Source organism: Stieleria tagensis (genome assembly GCF_024129865.1).
GTDB lineage: Bacteria > Planctomycetota > Planctomycetia > Pirellulales > Pirellulaceae > Stieleria > Stieleria tagensis.
In genome coordinates this window covers 20,896-41,752 of record NZ_JAMYFE010000110.1, presented here as the reverse complement: position 1 = coordinate 41,752, position 20,857 = coordinate 20,896, and the positions used below count along the sequence as shown (strand labels likewise).

The following is a 20,857-nucleotide window of genomic DNA, read 5'->3' as shown; positions in this document are numbered from 1 at the left end:
AGCGAGGGATCCCGCTAACACACTAAATCCCTCGCTGACGCGTCGGGTTACCGTAAAAGCGCAACTTCAAAACTCACGCGTCGGGTTGCCATAACAGCGCAACTTCAAAACTCACCGGTCGGGTTGGGATGAAACGCGCCACTCCCAAACGTGTGCAGCGGAGTCGTGCGTCTCAAGGGCCGACGAGTACTTGCCGCAAAAGAAAATCATTGCTTCGGCCAATGCGTTGCAGTTTTGCGTCCTATGTTTTCGCAGGGTTCACCTCCGAACCGGCCTGGGGACCCGAGGACATCGCGGACGAAACGTCCGAATAATCCTCGCAATCAGAACAGCATGACTCGCAGATGACAAGAAAGGGGCACACAGATGTTCCCCAGTCGGTGAGACAGCTGCTGGAAAACGAACAACGCAGCTCGCATCAAGCGATTAAAGGGACGAGAACAACTATGGCAACGCGCACCATGCCGGGAAAATCGGACAACCGCCAAGACCAGTTCGATGAAATCAAGACTCGGATTCACGGCAAACTAGTCGACAAACTGGACCTGTCGCGTGTCGGTGATATGAAAGGCGACGCGCTTCGCCGCGAGATTCGAATCGTTATCGAACACCTTTGCGATGCCGATGAATCACTGCTTAACCGTCAAGAACGTGAGCGAATCGTCGAGGAGGTTTTGGATGAAACCTTCGGCCTGGGTCCATTGGAATTGATCCTCAAAGACCCCTTGGTCAGCGATATTTTGATCAACGGCCCGAAGAACATTTATGTCGAAAAGGGCGGCCAAATGCAGAAGACCGACGTGGAATTCCGCGACGGAAAACACCTGCTGCAAATCGTCGACCGTATCGTCAGTAAAGTCGGACGCCGTGTCGACGAAACCTGTCCGATGGTGGACGCTCGGTTGGAAGACGGTTCACGGGTCAATGCGATCATTCCTCCGTTGGCCCTGGACGGTGCGGCGGTCAGTATTCGTCGTTTCGGTAGCAACCCGCTGAAGCTGGAAGACCTGCTGAACTACAAAGCGTTCACACCCGAAATGGTGATGTTGCTGGAAGGCTGTATCAAAGCCCGTCTGAACTGCATCATCGCCGGTGGTACCGGTTCTGGTAAAACGACTCTGCTCAACACGCTGTCCTCATTCATCGGGCATTCCGATCGAATCGTAACGATCGAGGATGCCGCGGAATTGCAACTGCAACAGGACCACGTCGTTCGTTTGGAAACACGGCCACCCAACATCGAAGGCAACGGTGCGGTGTCCGCCACCGACCTGGTGAAAAACGCCCTGCGGATGCGTCCCGAACGAATCATCATCGGGGAATGTCGTGGCGGTGAAACGTTGGACATGTTGCAAGCGATGAACACCGGTCACGACGGATCGTTGACCACGATTCACGCCAACACCCCTCGTGATGCGATCGCTCGTTTGGAAACCATGGTGATGATGGCCGGCTATGAATTGCCGGTCAAAGCCATCCGTCAACAGATCGCCGGTGCGGTTGATGTGTTGATCCAAGCCAACCGACTGCAAGGCGGTCCGCGACGTGTCACGGCGATCACGGAAGTGGTCGGCATGGAACAAGACACAATCGTTCTGCAAGACATCTATCGGTTCCAACAAAAGGGCATCGGGGAAGACGGAAAAGCCTATGGCTCGTTCGAATGCACCGGTGTTCGCCCTTCGTTCATGGACAAATTGGAATCCGCCGGTGTGCGTTTGCCTTCGAGTGCGTTCCGCGAACGAAGCATGATGCAAGCCTAAGTCTCCACCGGGCTTGCCCGGCGGAAACGCGATTCAATTCCCACTTCCAATTCGCTTTCTACAACGACCTGATCTGTTATGTCTGGTATCGTGATTTTGACCATCGCCGCCGTCGGCATTTTTGTTGCTTCGCTGGTGGCGCTTGCCGCCAACATCCTGGTGCCCGACAGCGACAACACTGTTACCGAAGATCGCTTGGCCGAACTGGCCACCCGGCGACGCGGCGGCGGCAGTCAATTGGAAAGCAATGGCAGATCGCTGTTGATGGACGGCGGCTTCAAAGACGCCAGCGGCCTGCTGGGAAGTTTGATCAAGAGTCTGCCCGGTGTGGGCGACTATCTCGATCAAGCCGACGTCCGGATGCCACCGGCACAATTCATGATGATTTGCTTGGGGGCATTTGCAGTCGGTGTCGCGATCTGCTTGCTCAGCCCCTTTAAACTGCTCGCCATCTTTGTCGGACCAATGTTTGCCGCCCTCCCGATCGGTTGGTTGGCTGTCAAACGAAAACGACGGCTAGCGAAATTCGGCAACCAGATGCCCGAGGCACTGGAGTTGCTTGGTCGTTCGCTTCGCGCCGGTCACTCGCTCAATGCAGGCTTCGGATTGGTTTCCAAAGAAATGGAAGACCCGTTGGCACGCGAATTCGGCCGCGCGTTCGAAGAACAGAACTTAGGAATTCCGCTCGACGAAGCCATCGAAGACATGGCCACCCGAGTTCCCAACATGGACCTTCGGTTCTTTGCCACCGCAGTCGTCTTGCAACGTCAAACCGGGGGTGACTTGGCTGAAATCTTGGACAAGATCGGACACCTGATCCGCGAACGTCTGCAGATTTTGGGCCAGATCCAAGCTCTGACCGGTGAAGGCCGAATGAGTGGTGCCGTGTTGTTGGCTCTGCCGCCGGTGCTGTTCTTGGTGATGCTGAAATTGAACTACGAATACGTGATGATGCTGTTCACCGATGAAATCGGCCGTTACATGCTCGGGTTCGGCTTGTTCACCCAGATCATTGGTGCATTGGTGATCAAGAAAATCATCACCATCAAAGTCTAAATCACACCACCCGTCGCCTGAACAAAACCCGCTCGTCCTCCGCAAGCCCAGCCATTTGCCGGCACCACCGGAACCAAACGATGACTCTTCTGCTAGCTCTGACCATCAACCCGATCATTATCACCTCCAGCGCGATCTTTTTGTTCGTGACCGCGGGGACGTGGTTCGTACTCACACGCGTTTCCGGTGACGACAAACCACGTGCCGAAGCCCGTTTGGACATGATGCGGAAACGCCGTGCCAGCCGCGCCGGTGCGGTCGGTGATCTGTCGCATTCGAAAAATGATGCCCTGACCGCTTACCTGGAAAAAGCGTCAACGCCCCTGGCCAGCAAGGTCAGTGGCAACGAAAAAGAAATGGGGCAGCTGCGCGAAAAATTGATGAACGCCGGATTCCGCCGCGAATCCGCGCCGGTCGTCTTCAAAACCATCCAGCTCGGCACCGCCGCGTTCGGGCTGTTTATCGGCAGCGTGTATGGGATGTTTGCCAACGGTTTCGGCCAAGACATGATCATCAAAGTGGGTGGTGGTTTGATCGTCGGCTTTATGATTCCCAAATTTGCCTTGGACTGGATGGCAAAGAAGCGAATGGAAAAAATCTTCTTGGGACTGCCCGACGCACTCGACCTGATGGTCGTCTGTGTCGAAGCCGGTTTGGGGATGGACCAGGCCCTTCGCAAAGTGGCCGAGGAAATGAACAAGAGTCACAAGGAGATTGGCGAAGAGTTTGGAATCGCCAACAAGCAATTGCAACTCGGCCGAACTCGCAACGAGGTGCTGCAAGCATTGGGGTTCCGCAGCGGCGTCGATGACTTGAAACAACTCGCATCGATTTTGATCCAAGCCGACAAATTCGGCTCGTCGATCGCTGCCGCCCTGCGTGTCCAAAGTGACGCCATGCGAACACGTCGTCGTCAAATTGCCGAAGAGAAAGCGGCCAAGACAGCGGTCAAGATGATCTTCCCGTTGGTCCTGTTCATCTTCCCCGGTATCTTCGTCGTCCTGGTCGGCCCGGCCGCGATCAGCATGTATCGCAACATGCTCAGCCAATAGGCCTCCGAGAATCGTTAGGGGTTGGGCCGATTGTGCCTGGCCACGGTGATCACGGCATCGGCGACCAAACGATCGGCATACTGTGTCAACGTGAAGTGGCCGCCGCGAAACCAGATCAATAGCGGCGACGTGTAATCGGCCGGTGGTTCGGCCGGCGGAACGCTGCCGTTCCACGCGGTACTCTGCCAGCGCTTTGATTGCGCGTTGTATTGATACTGGCCACCCAAACTGCACTGCAGCGGCGCGTTCAAAACCGTCCGGGCCGTTTCAAACGATTGTTGTGGCGGGACATGCAGTTGCTGTGTCAGCAAATTCAAAAATTCCGCGCCAGCTAAACTGCTGCGCGCCGCGCGTTGATACAGTTGATTGTTCACCCAGCCCTCGAGCTGGCTGCCCAACAGACTGCCGATACGGCCTCTAGCAGTCGCTTCCTGTTCGACCTCCACCGCTTCTAAAAACGCCAACGAGGACTCCAGGATTTCTTTCTGAAAGGACAACACGCTGAATCCGCCTCCCGAATAGCGATACAGCCCGCCGAGTAGCTTGTACATCCCCGGCCCCACCGGGCGCCCACGCCCGATGCCCAGCGGCAACCGATCCAACGCTCCGGGTTGTGGCCAGGCACCTAAATAGGACGGCAATTGCCGCAGTGATCGATAGGCCTTGAACAGTCCATCAAAGTCTTTGGGTTCCGGGGGGAACGTGTCTTTGATGGCCGCAAATAAATGGGTCGGCGGCCCCAGTTGGTCGCTTGCCACGTGGGCCTGTAAGGAAACAATGTCATCGGGCGCAAATCGCATCACGACACCGGTGGGCGGCCCCAGTTGTTCCGCCCACTTGCCATACTTTTCAGGCGTCAGCGGCGCGATTTCAGCGTGAATGGAAACCCGCTCCAATGTGGCATCGATCGCCGAATCGTCACGCCGCAGGGCGACGATGATCGGATCAATCTGCGGGAACCGATTGCTGTACTCGCTTGCGATCCGCGAGTACCACTCGGCCTCGTGGGGTGTGACTTGTTGAATATCGATGTCGGCGATCGGTAGGAAGGTTCCCCGCGCGCCACGCAGCGTATCGATCACCTGTTCGCCCACCCAGACCACGCCGCTGCCGTCGCTGCGGTTGCCAAACGAGACCGGCAGGAACCCTTTTTCGATCAGTTCATCGATTCCGATCGGACGGTCGCCCTCGCCACGAATCCCCTCGCTGGCCGCCGCCAGTCGCGCCAAGTGGACCAGCGAAATGTCGCTATCGGAACTCAGTCGACGTCGCAGTTCGATCAAGTATTTTGGCGACACCAACCCCTGCAGCATCTGCGGTGAAAAATAGACAAAAATCGTGTCTCCACGCGACGTCGGAACCAACATTCGTGACAAACGAAAGGAATCGGTCGCCGCCAGAGATTTGCCACTCTTGCCGACTTCAAAAAAACGTTTGACCAACGTCTCGCTGTTGGTGATCAAAAAGAATCCGTTGTCCTCGGCGAAATACGAACGCACCGAATTGTCCGGACGCGACAGGAACGAAACTTGGTGTCCGTCGATGTCAACGTTTTGGATCGTCAGCGACGGGTCGCTTTGGGCTCGCTTGTTGCGATCACTGCCCATCGACGAACGCAACAAAAATGCGTTGTTCGATTCGATCACCACGCCCATCGACGCGCCATCGGCGGTGAACAGGTCTTCGCCGATCACCGCTTGATCCTTCACCACACTCTCGCCAAACATCCGCGACAAGTCACTGATCTTGACTGCGATCTGTGATTGAAACCGCTCCGTCGCGCCGTCCGCGGTTCCCCGCAGGTTGATCATTCGGCTGATGTCGCCGTCATACTCGTTGGTCAAATCCAAAAACCACAAGTAGTTCTGGAACGATCCAAAACGAAAGTAGAAACATTCCGGCGGCACCCGCGCCGCGATCGATTCGGTCTCAACCGCCGGGTCGATCGTCGGTAGCTTGGGCTGTTTCCAAACCGGACCGGCCGGCAAGGGTCGCAGCGCAGCGACATCGGGTTGCACGCTGCGAGGTTGGTTCTGGTCGGTCAATCCCGCGGCGGTATGACGAAAGATTTCACGGGTCACCTGTTCCGCGCCGGCTAAATACTGCAGGGTTTCCCACAGCAAATCTTGAGGTTCTTTGGTTTGGGTGAACCACTGTGGCAATCCGTTCCCCGTCCGCCCGCTCAACATGGCGATCAGATAGGTTTGTACCCACGGGGGATAGTCACCACCGTCGATCTGTTGCTTCGCCGTTTTGGTGTAGGCCGTCCACCAGTCCGTCATTCGCTGCGAAAACGCTTGTGGGTCGGCAACCGGTGTTAACTCGTAAACGCCCAATTCACCGACTTCATCCGCCACTCGAACCTTTAGAGGCTGACTGCCGGTGAACAGAAACGACACGCGGCGGGCAACGACTTGCTCGGTCGGCGCATCCTTGTCCGTGATTTCGCGCAGCAACTGTCCCAGTCGCCCCAACAGTCGTCCGCTACCGGGTTCTGGGACGGGTTGTTCCGATGGCCGCGTGATGCGCGCCGAAACGTCTTCGCCGACTGGAAACAACACCCGCCCGGCGTCGCTGCTGACCGTCACCGGCGGCGCTGCCTGGCCGAGAATTGGGACATCCAAGGGAATCTCCAGCGTCGCCACCCCATAGGTGTGCTCGGTCGGCCCGAGAATCGCGAGAGCTGACACCTCGGCCGCCGTGACCGCCGGCGCTAGCCAACCCGTGGCCACCCAGATCACCAGTCCCGTGATCCAATCCCATCGGCGGAGGCTCAGATCGTATTTCTCACCTTGTTTTTTAACGGTCCAGAAACCGGTTCGGCTAATCTTGCAGCGACGCATCACGGAATCCTGATCGAGTCCCGACCGGGGCTCTCCAGAGCCCGGCCCTAGCACAATTAAGAGAACGCCAGACTCTGGAGGGCCCGGCGGTGAAAGGTGACGGGTCGTCATCGGCCACCTTTGCGACGATACTGGTTGCACCGATAGTATCTCCCCCCGACCACTTTTTGGATAGTCAGACCGTGGAAAGCCCCTCCCGTAGCGGTGTGTTCGAGGCCAGCACCGACGCCCGACTCGAATCCTTTGCCGAATCCATCAGCTTCGATCGCCGCCTGTACCGGCAGGACGTGCGTGGTTCGATCGCCCACGCGGAAATGCTGCAATCGGTGGGGCTGATCTCGCAAGATGATTGCCAACAGATCCACGACGCGCTGAAACAAATCGAATCCGAAATCCAGTCCGGTGACTTCCCCATCCGCTTGGAGCTGGAAGACATCCACATGCACATCGAATCGGTCTTGATCGACCGAATCGGTGACGTCGGGCGTAAACTGCACACCGCCCGCAGTCGCAACGACCAGGTCAGCACCGACACCCGGTTGTGGGTCCGCGAGGCACTCGATCAGGTTGATGCGCTGTTGATGGAATTGCAGAAATCGTTTCTCGGTCGCTGTGATGCCGACATGGATGTGATCCTGCCGGCCTACACGCACCTGCAGCGAGCTCAACCGGTACTGGCACCACACTACTGGTTGGCCTACATCGAAAAATTTGACCGCGATCGCCAGCGGATCGCCGATTGCCGCCGCCGCGTCAATCAATCGCCTCTCGGTGTCGCCGCCGTCGCCGGAACCACTCTGCCAATCGATCGTCAACAGACCGCCAACGCGCTGGAATTCGATTCCGTCACCGGCAACAGCTTGGACACTAGCAGCGACCGCGATTTCATTCTCGAATCGGCGTTCGTGCTCTCGGTCATCGCCTCGCACCTGAGCGGTTGGGCCGAAGAATGGATCTTGTGGAGCACGGTCGAGTTTAACTTCCTAAAAATGCCACAGCAGTTCTGCACCGGCAGCAGCATCATGCCGCAAAAGGTCAATCCGGACACCCTGGAATTGACCCGGGGCAAGTCGGCGCGAGTGATGGGGAATCTGCAAACACTGATGTTGTTGGTCAAGAATTTGCCATTGGCCTATAACCGCGACTTGCAAGAAGATAAGCCGCCGCTGTTCGACTCCTTTGACACCATCACCGCGATGCTGGAACTGGCGATCCCGATCGTGGCCGGCAGCCAGTTGCAGCGGGACCGAATCGCGGCGCGAATCGAAGAAGGCTACTTGGACGCCACGACGCTGATGGAATGGCTGATCAAAAAAGGCATCCCCCAGCGGACCGCGCATCATGCCGTTGGGGCAATTGTCGGGCTGGCGATGCAGCGTAGCGTGCCACTCACGGAATTATCGATCGCCGACATGCAAGCCCATGCGCCGCAGGTCGACGAATCGATTCGCGACGTCCTGGGGACAAAAAACGCCGTCAACGCCTTCACCAGCTACGGTTCGACCGCCCCGGCCGAAATCCAACGCCAGATCAACCTCTGGAATTCGCGATTAAACTGATCCAACAGCCGACTCGGCGTCACGAACCGCCAATTTTCCCAGGTAACACGAACCTGGCCAAAAGTTCGCGGGTCCTCCATTGGACAAAGCCGCCGAGGACGCTAAACTGCACTCAACGCACCCGTGGCACAATTGGATAGCGCATCGGTCTTCGGAACCGAGGGTTGCAGGTTCGAATCCTGCCGGGTGTACTGAGCTAAATACTGTTTAGCAAACGCTTTAGCTTCGATAACTCCGCAGTGGATAGCTGGGGAGTTTTTTCATGTCCCCCCATTAATCCCCCCACTAATGCATCCGAAGTTGCATCGGGGGTGAGTTTCTGACGGACTTCATTTGCGGCAGCTTGCGCTGACCGCATCGCGCCGTAGTACTTCTCTGTCGTTGCGAAATCTGCGTGACGCATAACGACCTTCAACGTCTCCGCAGAGACGCCGGCATTGATCAGACGCTGCGCGCAGCCTCGCCTGATGTCGTGAGCACTCGCGAACTTGGTTCTGGTGCCCGTTCGCTCATCCTCCTGACGAACCACGATCCCGGCTTCTTCTCCGATCGCCGCGATGATTCTACCGACACGTTCTTTGGTCAATCGCTCCGTGTCTGGAACCCTCACCGCACCCGTTTGGCGCTTCGATCGGTTCTGAACGGCAATCACGACTGACTCCGGGATCGTTCCCGTGTCGACCTTGAACTCTCGGCTACGCCGATGACCTTGCTTCTTCAGCCATTTCCGTACTGTCGTTTCGGACACGCCGCAAACCTCGGCAATCGACAGATTGCTGTACTGATTTGCCAGGGAGACCAAATCATCGGGTGCGGGTTGGAACCACTTGCAGCCAGGCTTCACAGTCGACGTGATCGCCAAAGGGTTGACGATCCAGCCGGCGCGTTTGGCCTTCGGCACTTCCAACAAGAAGGCTTCCAATTCCGGCAGCATCGGGATCTCCTGAAGCTTGCCGTTTTTCTGGGAGGAGGGGACAGTGATCGTTGGGTGAACGCCGCTACGGCTCGACCACACGGGCCGAATGTGACGTTCGTCTTCCCAATGAAAATCCATCAAATCACCCACCCGAAACCCGCTGTACCACAGCACGCGCAAGGCAAACTGCCAGGACGGGGCTTCGTTCTTGCCGACCACACGCGGTATTGCTTCGATCATGCGATCCAATTCTTCGCCCGTGATCGGACGACCCTTCATCACATCATCGACGCTCAGCGAATCCAGATCAGGCACTTTAACGATCCAATCACGCTTGGCGCAAAACCGCACAAACGCCATCACGGCACCCATCGAACTGTTGACGGTATTCGGTGACCGATGGTCATACCGAGACTCGTCACCTTCGAGCAAACGCTCTTGAAGGTACTCCAGCATGTCGAGTGTCATGACGTCTTGGACCATCACTTCGCCTTCGATCCCGTGATCAGCCATGTATCCCAGAAAAATCCGTTCGGCGACACCGAGCCGCGAGGCCGAGTGCTCGAACGATTTTTTTCGTACACGCAGTGACTTGTACGAGCGGTACTTCTGATAGCACTCCTCCCAAGTCGGACCGCGATCGGATTCGGTTCGAATGGACTGGGGAAAAGAGGCTTGCGTTGGAGCCGGCTTCGTGTCGACTTCGTGTTCGGCGGTGATAGCACCGCCCGATGCGACATAGCTCCCATCGAGTAACCGCTGTTGGCATTCCCGCAAGATCCGCCGTGCTTCGCGTCGATCACGAGTGCCGCAATTCTTGCGGACGCGTGTCCCACGGATCGGGCAATAGAACTTGAGGACAAAGCCGTTGCGGTCGGTCTTTTTGAGCGGCCGGTCCGGATAGAGTTGAATGTTGCCAATTTCGGGCCTTCTCGGCATGGCAATCTCCTTTGAGGTTTCAGTTTTGGTGTTGGTTGCATTCGCGTTTCCTCTCTGCGTTCCGGACGAGGTGTTCGATCAGGGCACGCCCCGTCACCCACCGTGAGTGACCGATGTTCGTGTAGGGCAGCCCTTCATCGAGCAATTTATCCCAGAACTTCTGCGAGATTCCAAGTCTTTGCAGCACCATTTGCTTGCTGTACGCCTCATCCTGCCGGATCAATCCCGTATCAATCTGCGGCATCGTTCGCCTCACGCCATGAAAAAAGAGAAATCGGACCACCGCCCGAGCCGATGACGATCTCGAATTCGGCCCAAGCACACCGAATTGATTTCAAGCAAAAAAGAGAGAGGCAATCGCCGCTAAAGAGCCGTCAAAGTGAAGTAAAAAGAGGACGTTTGAAGCAGCAATATCCGTTGCTTTGCCAGTTTCTCCCGAAGAGCCCTGAGTTACTGGGCGATCTCCTACTAACAACACGGCCAGAAAAGACATCTCCAACCTGGACCGGTCTTGGGTTTCAGTGATCCAAGTCAATCGAACCCGCATAATGTGGGAAAAACTCAAAGGCAATAAAGCATGGCGTAAACACAGTGCGATAAACTGTTCGCGCGAATCACTCGAAGAAACTGTTTCAGACGCGCAAGTTCATTAGTTCGACGACGAGAATCTCATCTAAGCGGTGTGGAAAAGTAGTTTTGCGATAAATGCTACTCCTTGGCCCAAATCTCGACAGAAAAGAAGTTGAAGAACCCACCGCATGGACACTTGGTTTGTTGTCTCGCTCCACACATCAAGACGCGCGCCGGCGTAGGGCACTGGTGTGTCATGATGCATCGAGACAGCCGATGGAAAATCGCATCGGTGGTGCTGACCGAGGTGGATTTGGTTGCCGGCGAGGTGTGGTCGATTTGTCCAACCTCCGCGCCGAAGTGAACCACGGAGCACGCTTCGGTGTCCACGTATCCGTTCACCACGTCGTGAGTCGATTGCACTACACTTGAGCGTGTTTTCCTCAACTCGAGGGACGAATAGTCGCGATTGGGCTTATTCGGTCGTTTGTGGCGCAGCAACTGTGATTTCAATGAGCCTGCAAGAGCAGGATACTATGAATTTCAACCGTCAAAGCCGCTCGTTATCGTCGATAGCCAGATCGTGCAAGACTCATCCAGATGATATGGATGAGCCGTGTTGATGACAATGCAAGGTAAAAAGAGTTCGGCGAACACAGGAAAGGGCAACCTGATAATGATGCAGAAAATTGAAGCTCGGTACGGCGACGCGTTCCAGTACGGGCTAGTGGGCCCGCTGGATTGCCGAGCACGAATCATGTGGCCAAGCAAACCGCCTTATGACAGTCCAGCCATTATCTACATTGGACCGGATGGACGCTCTTGGCTTGAAGCCAGACCTCCCAGTAGCCTGGACTTACCCGCTGATTTTCAGTCAGGCCCGATCGCTGCAGAGGTAACGCTCGCCGGGGCCGCGCCATTGCAATTACAACTGACACCGACAATTTTCGACGCGAATATTAGCGTTGACGACCCGTCTGAAACAAAAATCGGTTTTCGCATTTCTCAGACTCCGATTGTCTTTTGGCCAACGTCCTCTGAGGATTCCGAAGGGAAACAGGTAAGAGTCGAACTGTCGCTTCTTAATTGCCTGCACGAGGCTTTCGTTGGTTCGATCAAATTCACTGGGTTCGGATATCAATGGGAGCTGAGTGATCTTTTCAACGGCCGATCTGAATCGGCGAATAGCATCCGCAATGGTTTGATCGACTCGTTAGCAACCACTCTCCTGACTACGACATGCGGTGCGGACGAAGTGCAGAAAGTAGTGGATGATGCATGGAAAATATCACGATTGTTGTCTTTCGCACTTGGGACGTCAGTATCTGGGTGCGTGGTTAAATTTAGCCAGGGCGAGCGCTCGCAATTGCATTCCTATTACGAATGGCCAAAATTCGGAACAGCCACAAACGCGCGCGAGTTTTCTTTTTTTGACACTGAACGCACCCCAGGAGGGCTTGCTGACTTTCTCAGTGTAGCTTGTGCAAATTTTAATCGGATCGAGTCGTCGCATCTTCCAAGCATCGTGATAGGTTACCTGGAGCAAGCTCGATCAAATAACGTGAGCGATATTCGTGTCGCACTTTGCGTTTTTGCAGCGGAGTGTTTTAGCTATCAAATTGAGCGGGCAAACGGCGTAACTGAACAACAGCTATCGAGTCGAAGCATTGAGCAAAAACTGAATCGCTGTAAAAATCACTACGGCATGGCCTTCATTGATCGGCAATTCACAGGAGAAACGCGGGCGAACGTCAGAAACCCGCTGATGCATACTGGGCAGATACCATCAATGAATGTCGAAGACAAGTACAAGTGGTCGCAAGAGATGTATATGCTTGTCTCACGAATGGTTTTTCATCAATTTGGATTCACCGGCGAATTCATCGACATCCAGAACAATTGGACCGTGACCAGGAACTAGCTCGCGAATCGGGGATTGTGGCTCATACCGATGCCTGGGTTAGCCGCACGTAGCTCCCATCGATTTCAGCTGGTTCGAGCAGCATTGAGAATGCCGCGGATGAACCGAAGTTGACAAAGTTTTGTGATACGCATCGGACATCGCGGAATTTGGTCGTTGACGGTTGCTGTTCCGCCTCGACGCAAGGAACGTTGTAGATGGCTCCACACGGCTCGTGGAATCCGAACAGGATCACGCCATGATTCGCAACAGGAATTGGCCGTTTTCAGTGTAGTACCAGTTGAATTCCCAGCCGAGAGTACGCGTCAGGTGCTGTAAAGATCTCTTCAAAGTCGTTCCTGCCTTCATCCCATCTTCGACTTGTTCGATCAAAGTAACACGTTGTGGAACGAGGTGGACGATGTCGTCGGCGAATGACTTCTTTGAAACATTATTTGCATCGTCGAACATGTCGTACCCCTTCGCACCGACGATCGAGATGGTTACCCACCACGGGAGTTTGATCCCAAGATTGGTCAAAAACCGTGCGGAAGAAACAACTCCGGTAACGATGTTTCGATGCACCGGCTGAGCGAAGAGGTGATTGCCGAAAAGTGGGTCGCCAGCCTGCTCCAGAGATGCCCGACGAACTCTGAGCGATCGAGAATCCTTCGTGCAGACCCGATGAAAAAACCCGCTCAGGCTGAATTCGCATACGCAGCCATCGTCTTCCCAGACATAAGCATCGGGATGGACATCAGGGTTTGCGCGGAACTGGTCGCGGACAGCTTTGCCTACTTTTTCGTAGTCAATGTGCGGATGAGCCTGAAAAAAGACAGATGTCACAATCGCGGGTATGGTACTCACATCATGGAACTCCCCGTTCAGCACGCGCGTCGTGATCTCGGTTCGCTGGGCTTGGACTTCTCGGTCATTATCATCTATCTCGCCGCTCCGCTTTGGAATCACGACCTCTTGAATCGCGTATCGAATGATCCCTTCGAGATCTTTGCTCAACTTCTCGGTGACTATCTTGATCTCCCTGTTAGATATCCCCTCGGCGGCCGTGTAGCCGAGCGCCTTACGTCGCTTGATGTCGAATACTTGGGATTCCAGTTCACCCCAGGCTTCGTTCACGACTCCGATCAACGCTTTGAAGGTGAGCGTCTTAGCCGCATAACCCAACTCAAAAATAACGTTAGCGTTCGGCAGCGGCTTTCCAGCATCCGACTGTCCGATGAGCGTCAGGTCGGCCAGAAAGATGTCGCACTTCCGAATTTTGTCCAGGATCTCGTTTGGGATATCACACATCCCTGGGACGTCTTTCGTGTCGTGGTCAAGCGTGGCGGTCCAATTGTTATCGGCGTCAGCGGTGATGCGGTCGCAGGCATCTCTGGCCGCGTCACGAATCAGGTAGTGATTAAGTTTTCCTGGTCGATCTGACTGCCAAGCGTAAAAAACGGTGACATTCATGTCCCACCACCTTCAGAAATATCAAAGAGTAAAGAGGAGAAGTTTATGGAGTTTTGAGTTTGGTACCTAGTATATGAATCCGTGCCGTCCTGAATTCCGGTCTGGCAAGTGTGTCCGAATTGCGGCGAATCGGTTAACTAACGCTCCTTACAATGCTTCATATCCGATGTTTGGCGCGAGCCCGTCAAGCACACCGATGCAGAATCTAGCATTCTCAGACTGGCGCCGGTTGCATCGGCCGATGCGGATTGGCACGGGCCATAACTCGCATTCTTGAGCCGAGCTGGCCACACCGAAGTGAATTCCTGGAGATGGCAGCTGAAAAGGGCGCCACCGGGGCGTCCAGGAATCGCCCACCCCAACCCCTGGTTCTCTTCTTCGAAGATTATCCAACGTCGGAACCATTGGCGTCGATGTCCGGTGAGCAATTGAACCTTCAGCGAGACGAGCGGCTATGCCCAGTCTCCAAGAATTTAGCTTGGCATCGCAGCAAGTGCTTTGTCGGTTAGGGCATTCAACCAAACGCAGCCGGTCTCCGTCCTGCATTCTTTTGGTGCGCCACAAAAACCGATACGATGTTCACTGGGGGATCCGAAATAAGCGTTCATGCAGCGTCGCTGCAATGCTTTGCATGCCTGAAAAGCAAAACTGGCGTATCAATCCAATGACGACACAGATGACATCCAAAGCATCGACCGACTTTGAGGCGGTGCCATTCCGCATGCATCCGCGAGTATTTGAGGCGTTAGGCGCTGATCTCGTAACGAACGACGTTGTTGCCGTGATTGAGTTGGTAAAGAACTCTTATGATGCATTCGCCGAAAACGTATGGATTCGGTTCCGCCAAGAAGATTCGGGAGAGCAGTATCTGGAAATCCAAGACGATGGAATCGGAATGATGCGTACCGATATTCAAGATGTTTGGTGCATGGTTGCGACTCCGAACAAGGAGATCAATCCAACAGCGAAGAGAAGCGGGAAAACCCGGAGAGTTGTTGGCGAGAAAGGACTGGGGCGTCTTTCTGTTGCACGGCTCGGGGCGAGTTTGAATTTGTTCACGCGAAAGAGGTCGAATCCGTGCTGGCAGCTTTCTGTCGACTGGACGGAGCTATCCAATCAGACTGAACTTGCGAATTGCTTCGCGCAGTGTCGAGAACTCGACAAAGAAGAGGTGCCGTTCGAGGGGACAGGGACACTTCTTCGAGTTGGCAACTTGCAAGGAACCTGGGAAGATTCGCAGATCGACGACTTGGAAGAAAACTTGGCACGGCTGATATCGCCGTTCAGCGAACTTGGCGAGTTCAATATTTTTCTTTCGCGTGAAGGCGAACTCGATGTTTCCGAAGTTCACATCGAACCCCCGAAGTTTCTGTCTCGTCCGAAGTATCTGATTGAAGGTAAGGTTTCGGAGAATGGCGGATTTCAAGCGAAGTATCAGTTCAATCCGATTGGACCTGGGAAGCGGCGTCAACACTCATCAAAAGTGTCGTGGGAGCAAATCTACGATGACATCCAAAACCGTGAGCGTTTTCCTTTCGACAGCGGAACGGCACACTGCGGTTCCTTTGCGTTCGAGATCAGGGCCTGGGATATCGGATCGGGCGACACGCAGGAAATTTCAGATAAGTTCGACTTCCAGAAGTCGCAGGTCAGGAAAGCCATTCGGGCACACAAAGGAATCTCGGTGTACCGCGACGGCGTGTTGGTACTGCCAAAATCTGATAACGCTCGCGACTGGCTCGGTCTTGACCTGCGTCGAGTGAGTAAGGTTGGTAACCGAATGAGCACGAGTCAGCTCGTGGGCTATGTTTCGATCACTGGAGAACAAAATCCAGCGATTGTCGACACAAGCGATCGTGAAAGACTGGTTTCCAATATCGAGGTTGCCGAATTTGAAGAGATCTTGAAGTCAATCGTTGGGGTTCTGGAGAATGAGCGAGAGCATGATCGTAAAGTCAAAAAGGAGATGACTCCCGCGAAGAATTTGTTTGGTGAACTTACTGCAGACCATTTAATCACCGAAGTGGAAGCTCTGATCGAGGAGGGCGCAGAGGCGTCAGAAACCTTGCCATTGCTTGCTGCGTTCAATAAGTCTCTGGACAACACTCGCAAGACAATCGAAGAGCGGTTCGTTTACTACAGTCGCTTGGCAACGATCGGAACACTTTCGCAGATGCTGGTGCATGAAATACGGAATCGCACAACCGCGTTCGGTGCCTTCCTTGACTTTGTGCAAGATCGTTTTGCTCCGTTCGAGGATCTTCGCTTTGATAAACAGTTCGGCTACGCAAAAAATTCGATAATCGCCCTGGAGAGGCTGGCTGACACTTTTTCACCACTTGCAAATCGCAATTTCACACGACGGAAACGAAATTCGATTCTCGAAGAACGCCTTTCAAATTGCCTCGAGGTGTTGAAGGCGGACATTGATCGGAAAGGCATCCGCTGTTCGATACCTAAGACACAAACGGGTGTCGCCGTTGATCCAGGTGAACTTGAGTCGATATTGCTCAATCTACTCACAAACTCAATCTATTGGCTGGGGCAAGTTGATAAAGCCAATCGTGAAATTCAGATTCGACTAAACTCGATCTCTGACGGAGAACGGGTACGGGTTTGGGTCCACGATTCTGGGCCGGGTGTTGGCGAAGAGGACCTGGAACTCGTGTTTAATCCTGGCGTCACCCGCAAGCCGAATGGAATCGGGATGGGACTAACCGTTGCCTCAGAAATCGTGAATGACTACAGCGGTCAAATGATTACGAAGTCACCTGGTACGCTTGGTGGCGCATCCTTTGGGTTCGACTTGCCCGTCAAGTGCTAAACGAGAACTGAGAAATATGTTGAAACTGCTGTTTGTCGATGATGAGCCGGATGTATTGGAGCCGGTCATCGAAGCGTTGTCTGAACAATGTCGCTGTGAAGTTCGCGGATTTGACGATGCTGAAGATGCTCTGTTCGATATATCGCCTGACATTGTCGTTCTAGACTTGCTTGACGGCGGGGCGACATCAGAGGCGGAAAACCTGGGCAGCACAACCTATCGAAGAATCTGGGAAACGCGTTTTTGCCCCATCATTGTGTATTCCGCTCAGCCTGAATTGCTTTCAGACAAAGAGGCGGAGCATCCTTTTGTGCGGTACGTGAAAAAGGGGGCGACGAGCGTCGGAGAATTGCGGGAAGGAGTCAAAGCTTTTGAGCCTCACGCTGATGCAGTTCGGCACACGGAACAACGAATTCGATCGGAGATTTCATCGGCCCTTCGCGATGTGTCGAGAGAAATCTTTGAGCATTATCAAAGCGACGAAGATCGAAGCAATGCGATCGTGCGTTCTGCCCAGCGGCGTTTGGCTGCATTGATGGACGATCTTTCAAGGCATGGAGAGAAGCTGCAAGGTTGGGAGCAATTCGTCAGCCCACCAATCGGTAGCGATCTCTGTCTCGGCGATATCATTCGGAAGGCAGAGGGTTCACCTGAGGATCCTCGCGACTTTTTCGTTGTTTTGACTCCTTCTTGTGATCTGGTTTGTTCCAACGGTCGGCAGCCACGAGTCTCGGATGTGTTGGTTGCTGGGTGCGAAAGTCTCCCGGATGCGATCGGGAGATCCGCATTGAAGGGAATGAGCCAAAGCAAATTGAAGGGTCGAATAATCGGAACAATGCTTTCTCCAGGATTTTTTGGCGAGTTTTTGCCGATACCAACGTTAACTGGAAGGATTCCGTCGATGGCTGCCAACTTCAAGCGGCTCCACCTCCTTCCAGTTTCACACGTCGTTTCGGAAACTCCCGAGTATGAACGCATCGCGTCAATCGACAGCCCGTTCCGCGAGCTCGTCTCCTGGGGCTACCTGCAGACTAGTTGCCGCCCTGGACTGCCGGATCGCGATTTCGAGCTTTGGCGTGACGAGATTTTAGAAGTTTTGAAGGCCAAGGAAGGCGACTGACCATGTTGAAGGCGATTGATTTTTTTTGCGGTGCCGGTGGGCTCACACGCGGTCTCTTAAACGCAGGAATATCCGTGGTCTCAGGTTTCGACATTGATGAAGCATCGAAGGAAACCTACGAAAAAAACAACAAACCATCTAAGTTTCACGCGGTAGATGTCTGTGCGCTTGATCTAGGGCAACTGCGCAAGCTGACGCGATTGCGCAGCTTCTCCGATGTGGTATTCGTTGGTTGCGCGCCGTGCCAGCCGTTTAGCCAACAGCGCAAAAGCGGTCCAGCAAAGCACAGCGCCACGTTACTATTGGGGTTTGGTCGCCTTGTCCAAGCGGCGCGGCCGAGAGCTGTGTTGATCGAGAATGTTCCGGGCATGGCAAGAGTGAGAGGATATAGCACTTTTCGTCGCTTCACTCGCCTTCTTGAGACGTTGGGCTACAAAATTTCGTTTGATATTCTCGACGCAAAGCATTTTGGTGTGCCGCAAACTCGTCGGCGACTCGTTCTTGTGGCTCTTAAAGACTTGCAGCCAACGCTTCCAAGCCAAGTATTCGGGACAGAACGACGACCGTTTCGCACCGTCCGTGATGCGATTGAGCATTTTCCCGAAATGGAAGCCGGCGAAATTCACGAGAATGTTTTCAACCATGTCACAGCGAGCATAACCGAAGTCAATTTAGAAAGGCTTCGTCACACACCACACGATGGCGGTGATCGAAGAGCATGGCCCAAGCGATTGTTTCTTGATTGTCACAAGGGAGACTACAAAGGCCATACGGATGTTTATGGCCGCATGGCATGGGATCAACCTGCACCTACGTTGACCGGGCGATGTCATAGCATCTCGAATGGACGCTACGGCCACCCAGAGCAAGATCGTGCCATTTCCCTTCGCGAAGCAGCGGCTTTGCAGTCATTTCCGGATCGGTACGAGTTTGTGGGAACAAACAAGCACGTTGCACTTCAGATCGGCAACGCGGTCCCGGTCCGATTCGCAGAGTACCTTGGCCGACATTTAGTGAAATTGCTCTCGGAGTCGAGGAAGAATACGAAACGCAGTAAAGCAGCGTAGTCGTTCCTCCTAAACGACACACCTCGTTTGCTCCAGTCGTTTGCATCTAACAATTCTGCATTAAGAATACTTGGTATGTGAGACGCAACCAGAGCAATCCGAAGGCTCGAGCATCCGTTGCCAATGAAATGCCTAATCCGTGAGAGAGGCTTTGCCAGGGGCAGGCCGGGTCAGGCGTTGTGTTCGGTGTTCAGTCGGCCAAATCGATTGGGGCGCGGCTGACAAGCCGACTTCACTGCTCCGATGCCGACGCCGGATTTCATTCAGCCCCACTGATTCGCCTAAACAGGGGAGGTGAGGTACCGGTACGGTTATTCCAGGTCGGTCTCGATTCGTTCAAGCTCTCGCTTCAGTTCCTCTTTGCTGGGTAGATACAATTGGTACTTGGACGCGAAAATATTCGCCTCCCTTGGCAACGTGAGTTCAACCAAAGCGTCGTTCTTTCTCGCACAAAGGACGATACCCACAGTCGGCAGCTCGTCATCCAATTTGACCTTTCGATCGAAGTAGTTGACGTACATCTGCATCTGTCCCAAATCACCGTGCGTGATCTCACCGATTTTCAGATCGAGCAACACGTAGCAGCGAAGCAGGCGATTGTAGAGAACCAGATCGACGCGGAAGTGTTTGTCGTCGAATGTGAAACGCTTTTGCCGACTCTCGAACAAGAAGCCTTTCCCGAGTTCCAGCATGAAAGCCTGTAGCTTGTCGATGATGGCAGATTCCAATTCGCTTTCACTGTAACTGGCTTTCTCATCCAGATCCAAGAACTCCAACACGAGCGGGTTCTTGATCAAGTCGGCAGCTTTCGCGATGACCTGACCTTGCCGCGCTAGTTGGCGAATCTCTTCCTTGTCGCGACTGAGCGCCAAACGTTGATAAAGGGCGCTGTCGATTTGCCGGTCCAGTTCCCGAACGCTCCATTGATTGTGCCCGGCTTCGATTTCGTAAAATCGACGCTCATCAATGTTGTCGATCGTCAGCAATGTGACGTAGTGCGACCAAGAGAGCGAAAAGCGGTCTGCCAAAGCGTCGATCATGGTCGTCAATTGTGGCTTTTCCGACGAACTTGATGCTGCCCCCCCCTCTGTTGCTAATTCGGTAGACAGTGTCTCGTAAATTCCGGGCAAAATACGAGACGGTGTCTCGGAAATCTCCAAAACACCAAAAAACCCCGTGTAAAAACGTCTCATTAACTGCAGGTTGTCCACGGAAAACCCACGCCCGATACGCAATTTCAGCTCCGAAGACAGCCGTTCGAGCGTCTCCTTGCCGTACTTGGCCCGATCCGTGCCGTTTTGTTCGAATTCAACGATGTACCAGCCGAAAAGCCAATTTCGGATTACCAAATTCTGATTGACGGCACGCGCCGCGCGCCTCTGAAACTCCACGTGTGTGCTATCGAACAACTGGAGCAGCCGATCAAAGTTAAGTGCACTGGTGCTGCTGCATCTTGATGAATCGATATCTGTCATATTGCGCACCCACTTTCCAGTTGTTCTTGCCAATCTCCTTGGGTACCGCCATGGAGCCAGATTTGCAAGTGAAATCGTCGGGCGTCCGAGTTCTGGACACTGGCGGATAGTAACCGCTCAGCAGTTTAGCGACCAGCTTCCATATGCGGCATCGCCGGCACCAAGATTGGCTCTGCGAGCAAATCGCACCTCAAGCCGTGGCGAAATTGGGCAGCGACCTCGTAACCAAGTTATGGCCAAATCGCGTTGGTACCCTTTTCAAAATAAGCCGCCCAGAACGCCAGGTTCGGATACCAGGCC

The 20,857-nt window shown here is 54.1% G+C and carries 14 protein-coding genes and 1 tRNA gene; 9 read left to right on the top strand and 6 right to left on the bottom strand.

Annotation, left to right across the window (positions count from 1 at the left end):
• Positions 1-446 precede the first annotated feature (446 nt).
• The 3 genes from NHH03_RS23610 (at position 447) to NHH03_RS23600 (ending at position 3,871) form a co-directional block, all read left to right on the top strand.
• Complete coding sequence (locus NHH03_RS23610; protein WP_253160354.1) at positions 447-1,763, top strand: CpaF family protein; 1,317 nt, start codon at positions 447-449, stop codon at positions 1,761-1,763.
• 78 nt (positions 1,764-1,841) lie between these two features.
• Positions 1,842-2,819 carry a type II secretion system F family protein gene (locus tag NHH03_RS23605; protein WP_253160352.1) on the top strand — a complete coding sequence of 326 codons (978 nt, stop codon included), beginning with the start codon at positions 1,842-1,844 and terminating at the stop codon, positions 2,817-2,819.
• An 80-nt stretch (positions 2,820-2,899) separates the two neighbouring features.
• Positions 2,900-3,871, top strand: a complete 972-nt coding sequence (locus tag NHH03_RS23600; protein WP_253160349.1) for a type II secretion system F family protein — start codon at positions 2,900-2,902, stop codon at positions 3,869-3,871.
• Positions 3,872-3,885: 14 nt separating this feature from the next.
• Here NHH03_RS23600 and NHH03_RS23595 read toward each other — a convergent pair whose 3' ends face one another.
• Entirely contained in the window at positions 3,886-6,714 is a 2,829-nt protein-coding gene (locus NHH03_RS23595) for a hypothetical protein (RefSeq protein WP_253160347.1), read from the bottom strand.
• A 182-nt stretch (positions 6,715-6,896) separates the two neighbouring features.
• On the opposite strand from NHH03_RS23595, the gene argH reads away from it, so the two are divergent.
• Together argH and NHH03_RS23585 are read left to right on the top strand one after the other, a co-directional pair.
• Positions 6,897-8,273, top strand: a complete 1,377-nt coding sequence (gene argH / locus NHH03_RS23590; protein ID WP_253160344.1) for an argininosuccinate lyase — start codon at positions 6,897-6,899, stop codon at positions 8,271-8,273.
• A gap of 117 nt (positions 8,274-8,390) precedes the next feature.
• Positions 8,391-8,464, top strand: a tRNA-Arg gene (locus NHH03_RS23585).
• Between the two features lie 5 nt (positions 8,465-8,469).
• On the opposite strand, the gene NHH03_RS23580 is transcribed toward NHH03_RS23585, so the two are convergent.
• The 3 genes from NHH03_RS23580 to NHH03_RS23570 all read right to left on the bottom strand — a co-directional run bounded on the left by NHH03_RS23580 (position 8,470) and on the right by NHH03_RS23570 (position 10,621).
• Complete coding sequence (locus NHH03_RS23580; protein ID WP_253160342.1) at positions 8,470-10,128, bottom strand: tyrosine-type recombinase/integrase; 1,659 nt, start codon at positions 10,126-10,128, stop codon at positions 8,470-8,472.
• Between the two features lie 19 nt (positions 10,129-10,147).
• A complete protein-coding gene (locus NHH03_RS23575; protein ID WP_253160340.1) occupies positions 10,148-10,372 on the bottom strand; it encodes a topoisomerase II in 225 nt (74 codons plus the stop codon).
• 90 nt (positions 10,373-10,462) lie between these two features.
• Positions 10,463-10,621: a hypothetical protein gene (locus NHH03_RS23570; RefSeq protein WP_253160338.1), complete on the bottom strand. Its 159-nt coding sequence runs from the start codon at positions 10,619-10,621 to the stop codon at positions 10,463-10,465.
• Between the two features lie 696 nt (positions 10,622-11,317).
• Between NHH03_RS23570 and NHH03_RS23565 the strand changes: the two genes are divergently transcribed.
• Positions 11,318-12,619, top strand: a complete 1,302-nt coding sequence (locus NHH03_RS23565) for a hypothetical protein (RefSeq protein ID WP_253160335.1) — start codon at positions 11,318-11,320, stop codon at positions 12,617-12,619.
• 231 nt (positions 12,620-12,850) lie between these two features.
• Here NHH03_RS23565 and NHH03_RS23560 read toward each other — a convergent pair whose 3' ends face one another.
• Positions 12,851-14,071, bottom strand: a complete 1,221-nt coding sequence (locus NHH03_RS23560; RefSeq protein WP_253160333.1) for a hypothetical protein — start codon at positions 14,069-14,071, stop codon at positions 12,851-12,853.
• A 631-nt stretch (positions 14,072-14,702) separates the two neighbouring features.
• On the opposite strand from NHH03_RS23560, the gene NHH03_RS23555 reads away from it, so the two are divergent.
• The 3 genes from NHH03_RS23555 to NHH03_RS23545 are packed head-to-tail and all read left to right on the top strand — an operon-like array spanning position 14,703 to position 19,082.
• Positions 14,703-16,895, top strand: coding sequence for a sensor histidine kinase (locus NHH03_RS23555; RefSeq protein ID WP_253160331.1), 2,193 nt, complete (start codon positions 14,703-14,705; stop codon positions 16,893-16,895).
• A 16-nt stretch (positions 16,896-16,911) separates the two neighbouring features.
• Positions 16,912-18,015 carry a hypothetical protein gene (locus NHH03_RS23550; RefSeq protein ID WP_253160329.1) on the top strand — a complete coding sequence of 368 codons (1,104 nt, stop codon included), beginning with the start codon at positions 16,912-16,914 and terminating at the stop codon, positions 18,013-18,015.
• Between the two features lie 2 nt (positions 18,016-18,017).
• On the top strand, positions 18,018-19,082 hold the full coding sequence (locus NHH03_RS23545) for a DNA cytosine methyltransferase (RefSeq protein WP_253160326.1): 1,065 nt from the start codon (positions 18,018-18,020) through the stop codon (positions 19,080-19,082).
• 311 nt (positions 19,083-19,393) lie between these two features.
• Here NHH03_RS23545 and NHH03_RS23540 read toward each other — a convergent pair whose 3' ends face one another.
• Positions 19,394-20,557, bottom strand: coding sequence for a PDDEXK nuclease domain-containing protein (locus NHH03_RS23540; RefSeq protein ID WP_253160324.1), 1,164 nt, complete (start codon positions 20,555-20,557; stop codon positions 19,394-19,396).
• Between the last annotated feature and the right edge of the window lie 300 nt (positions 20,558-20,857).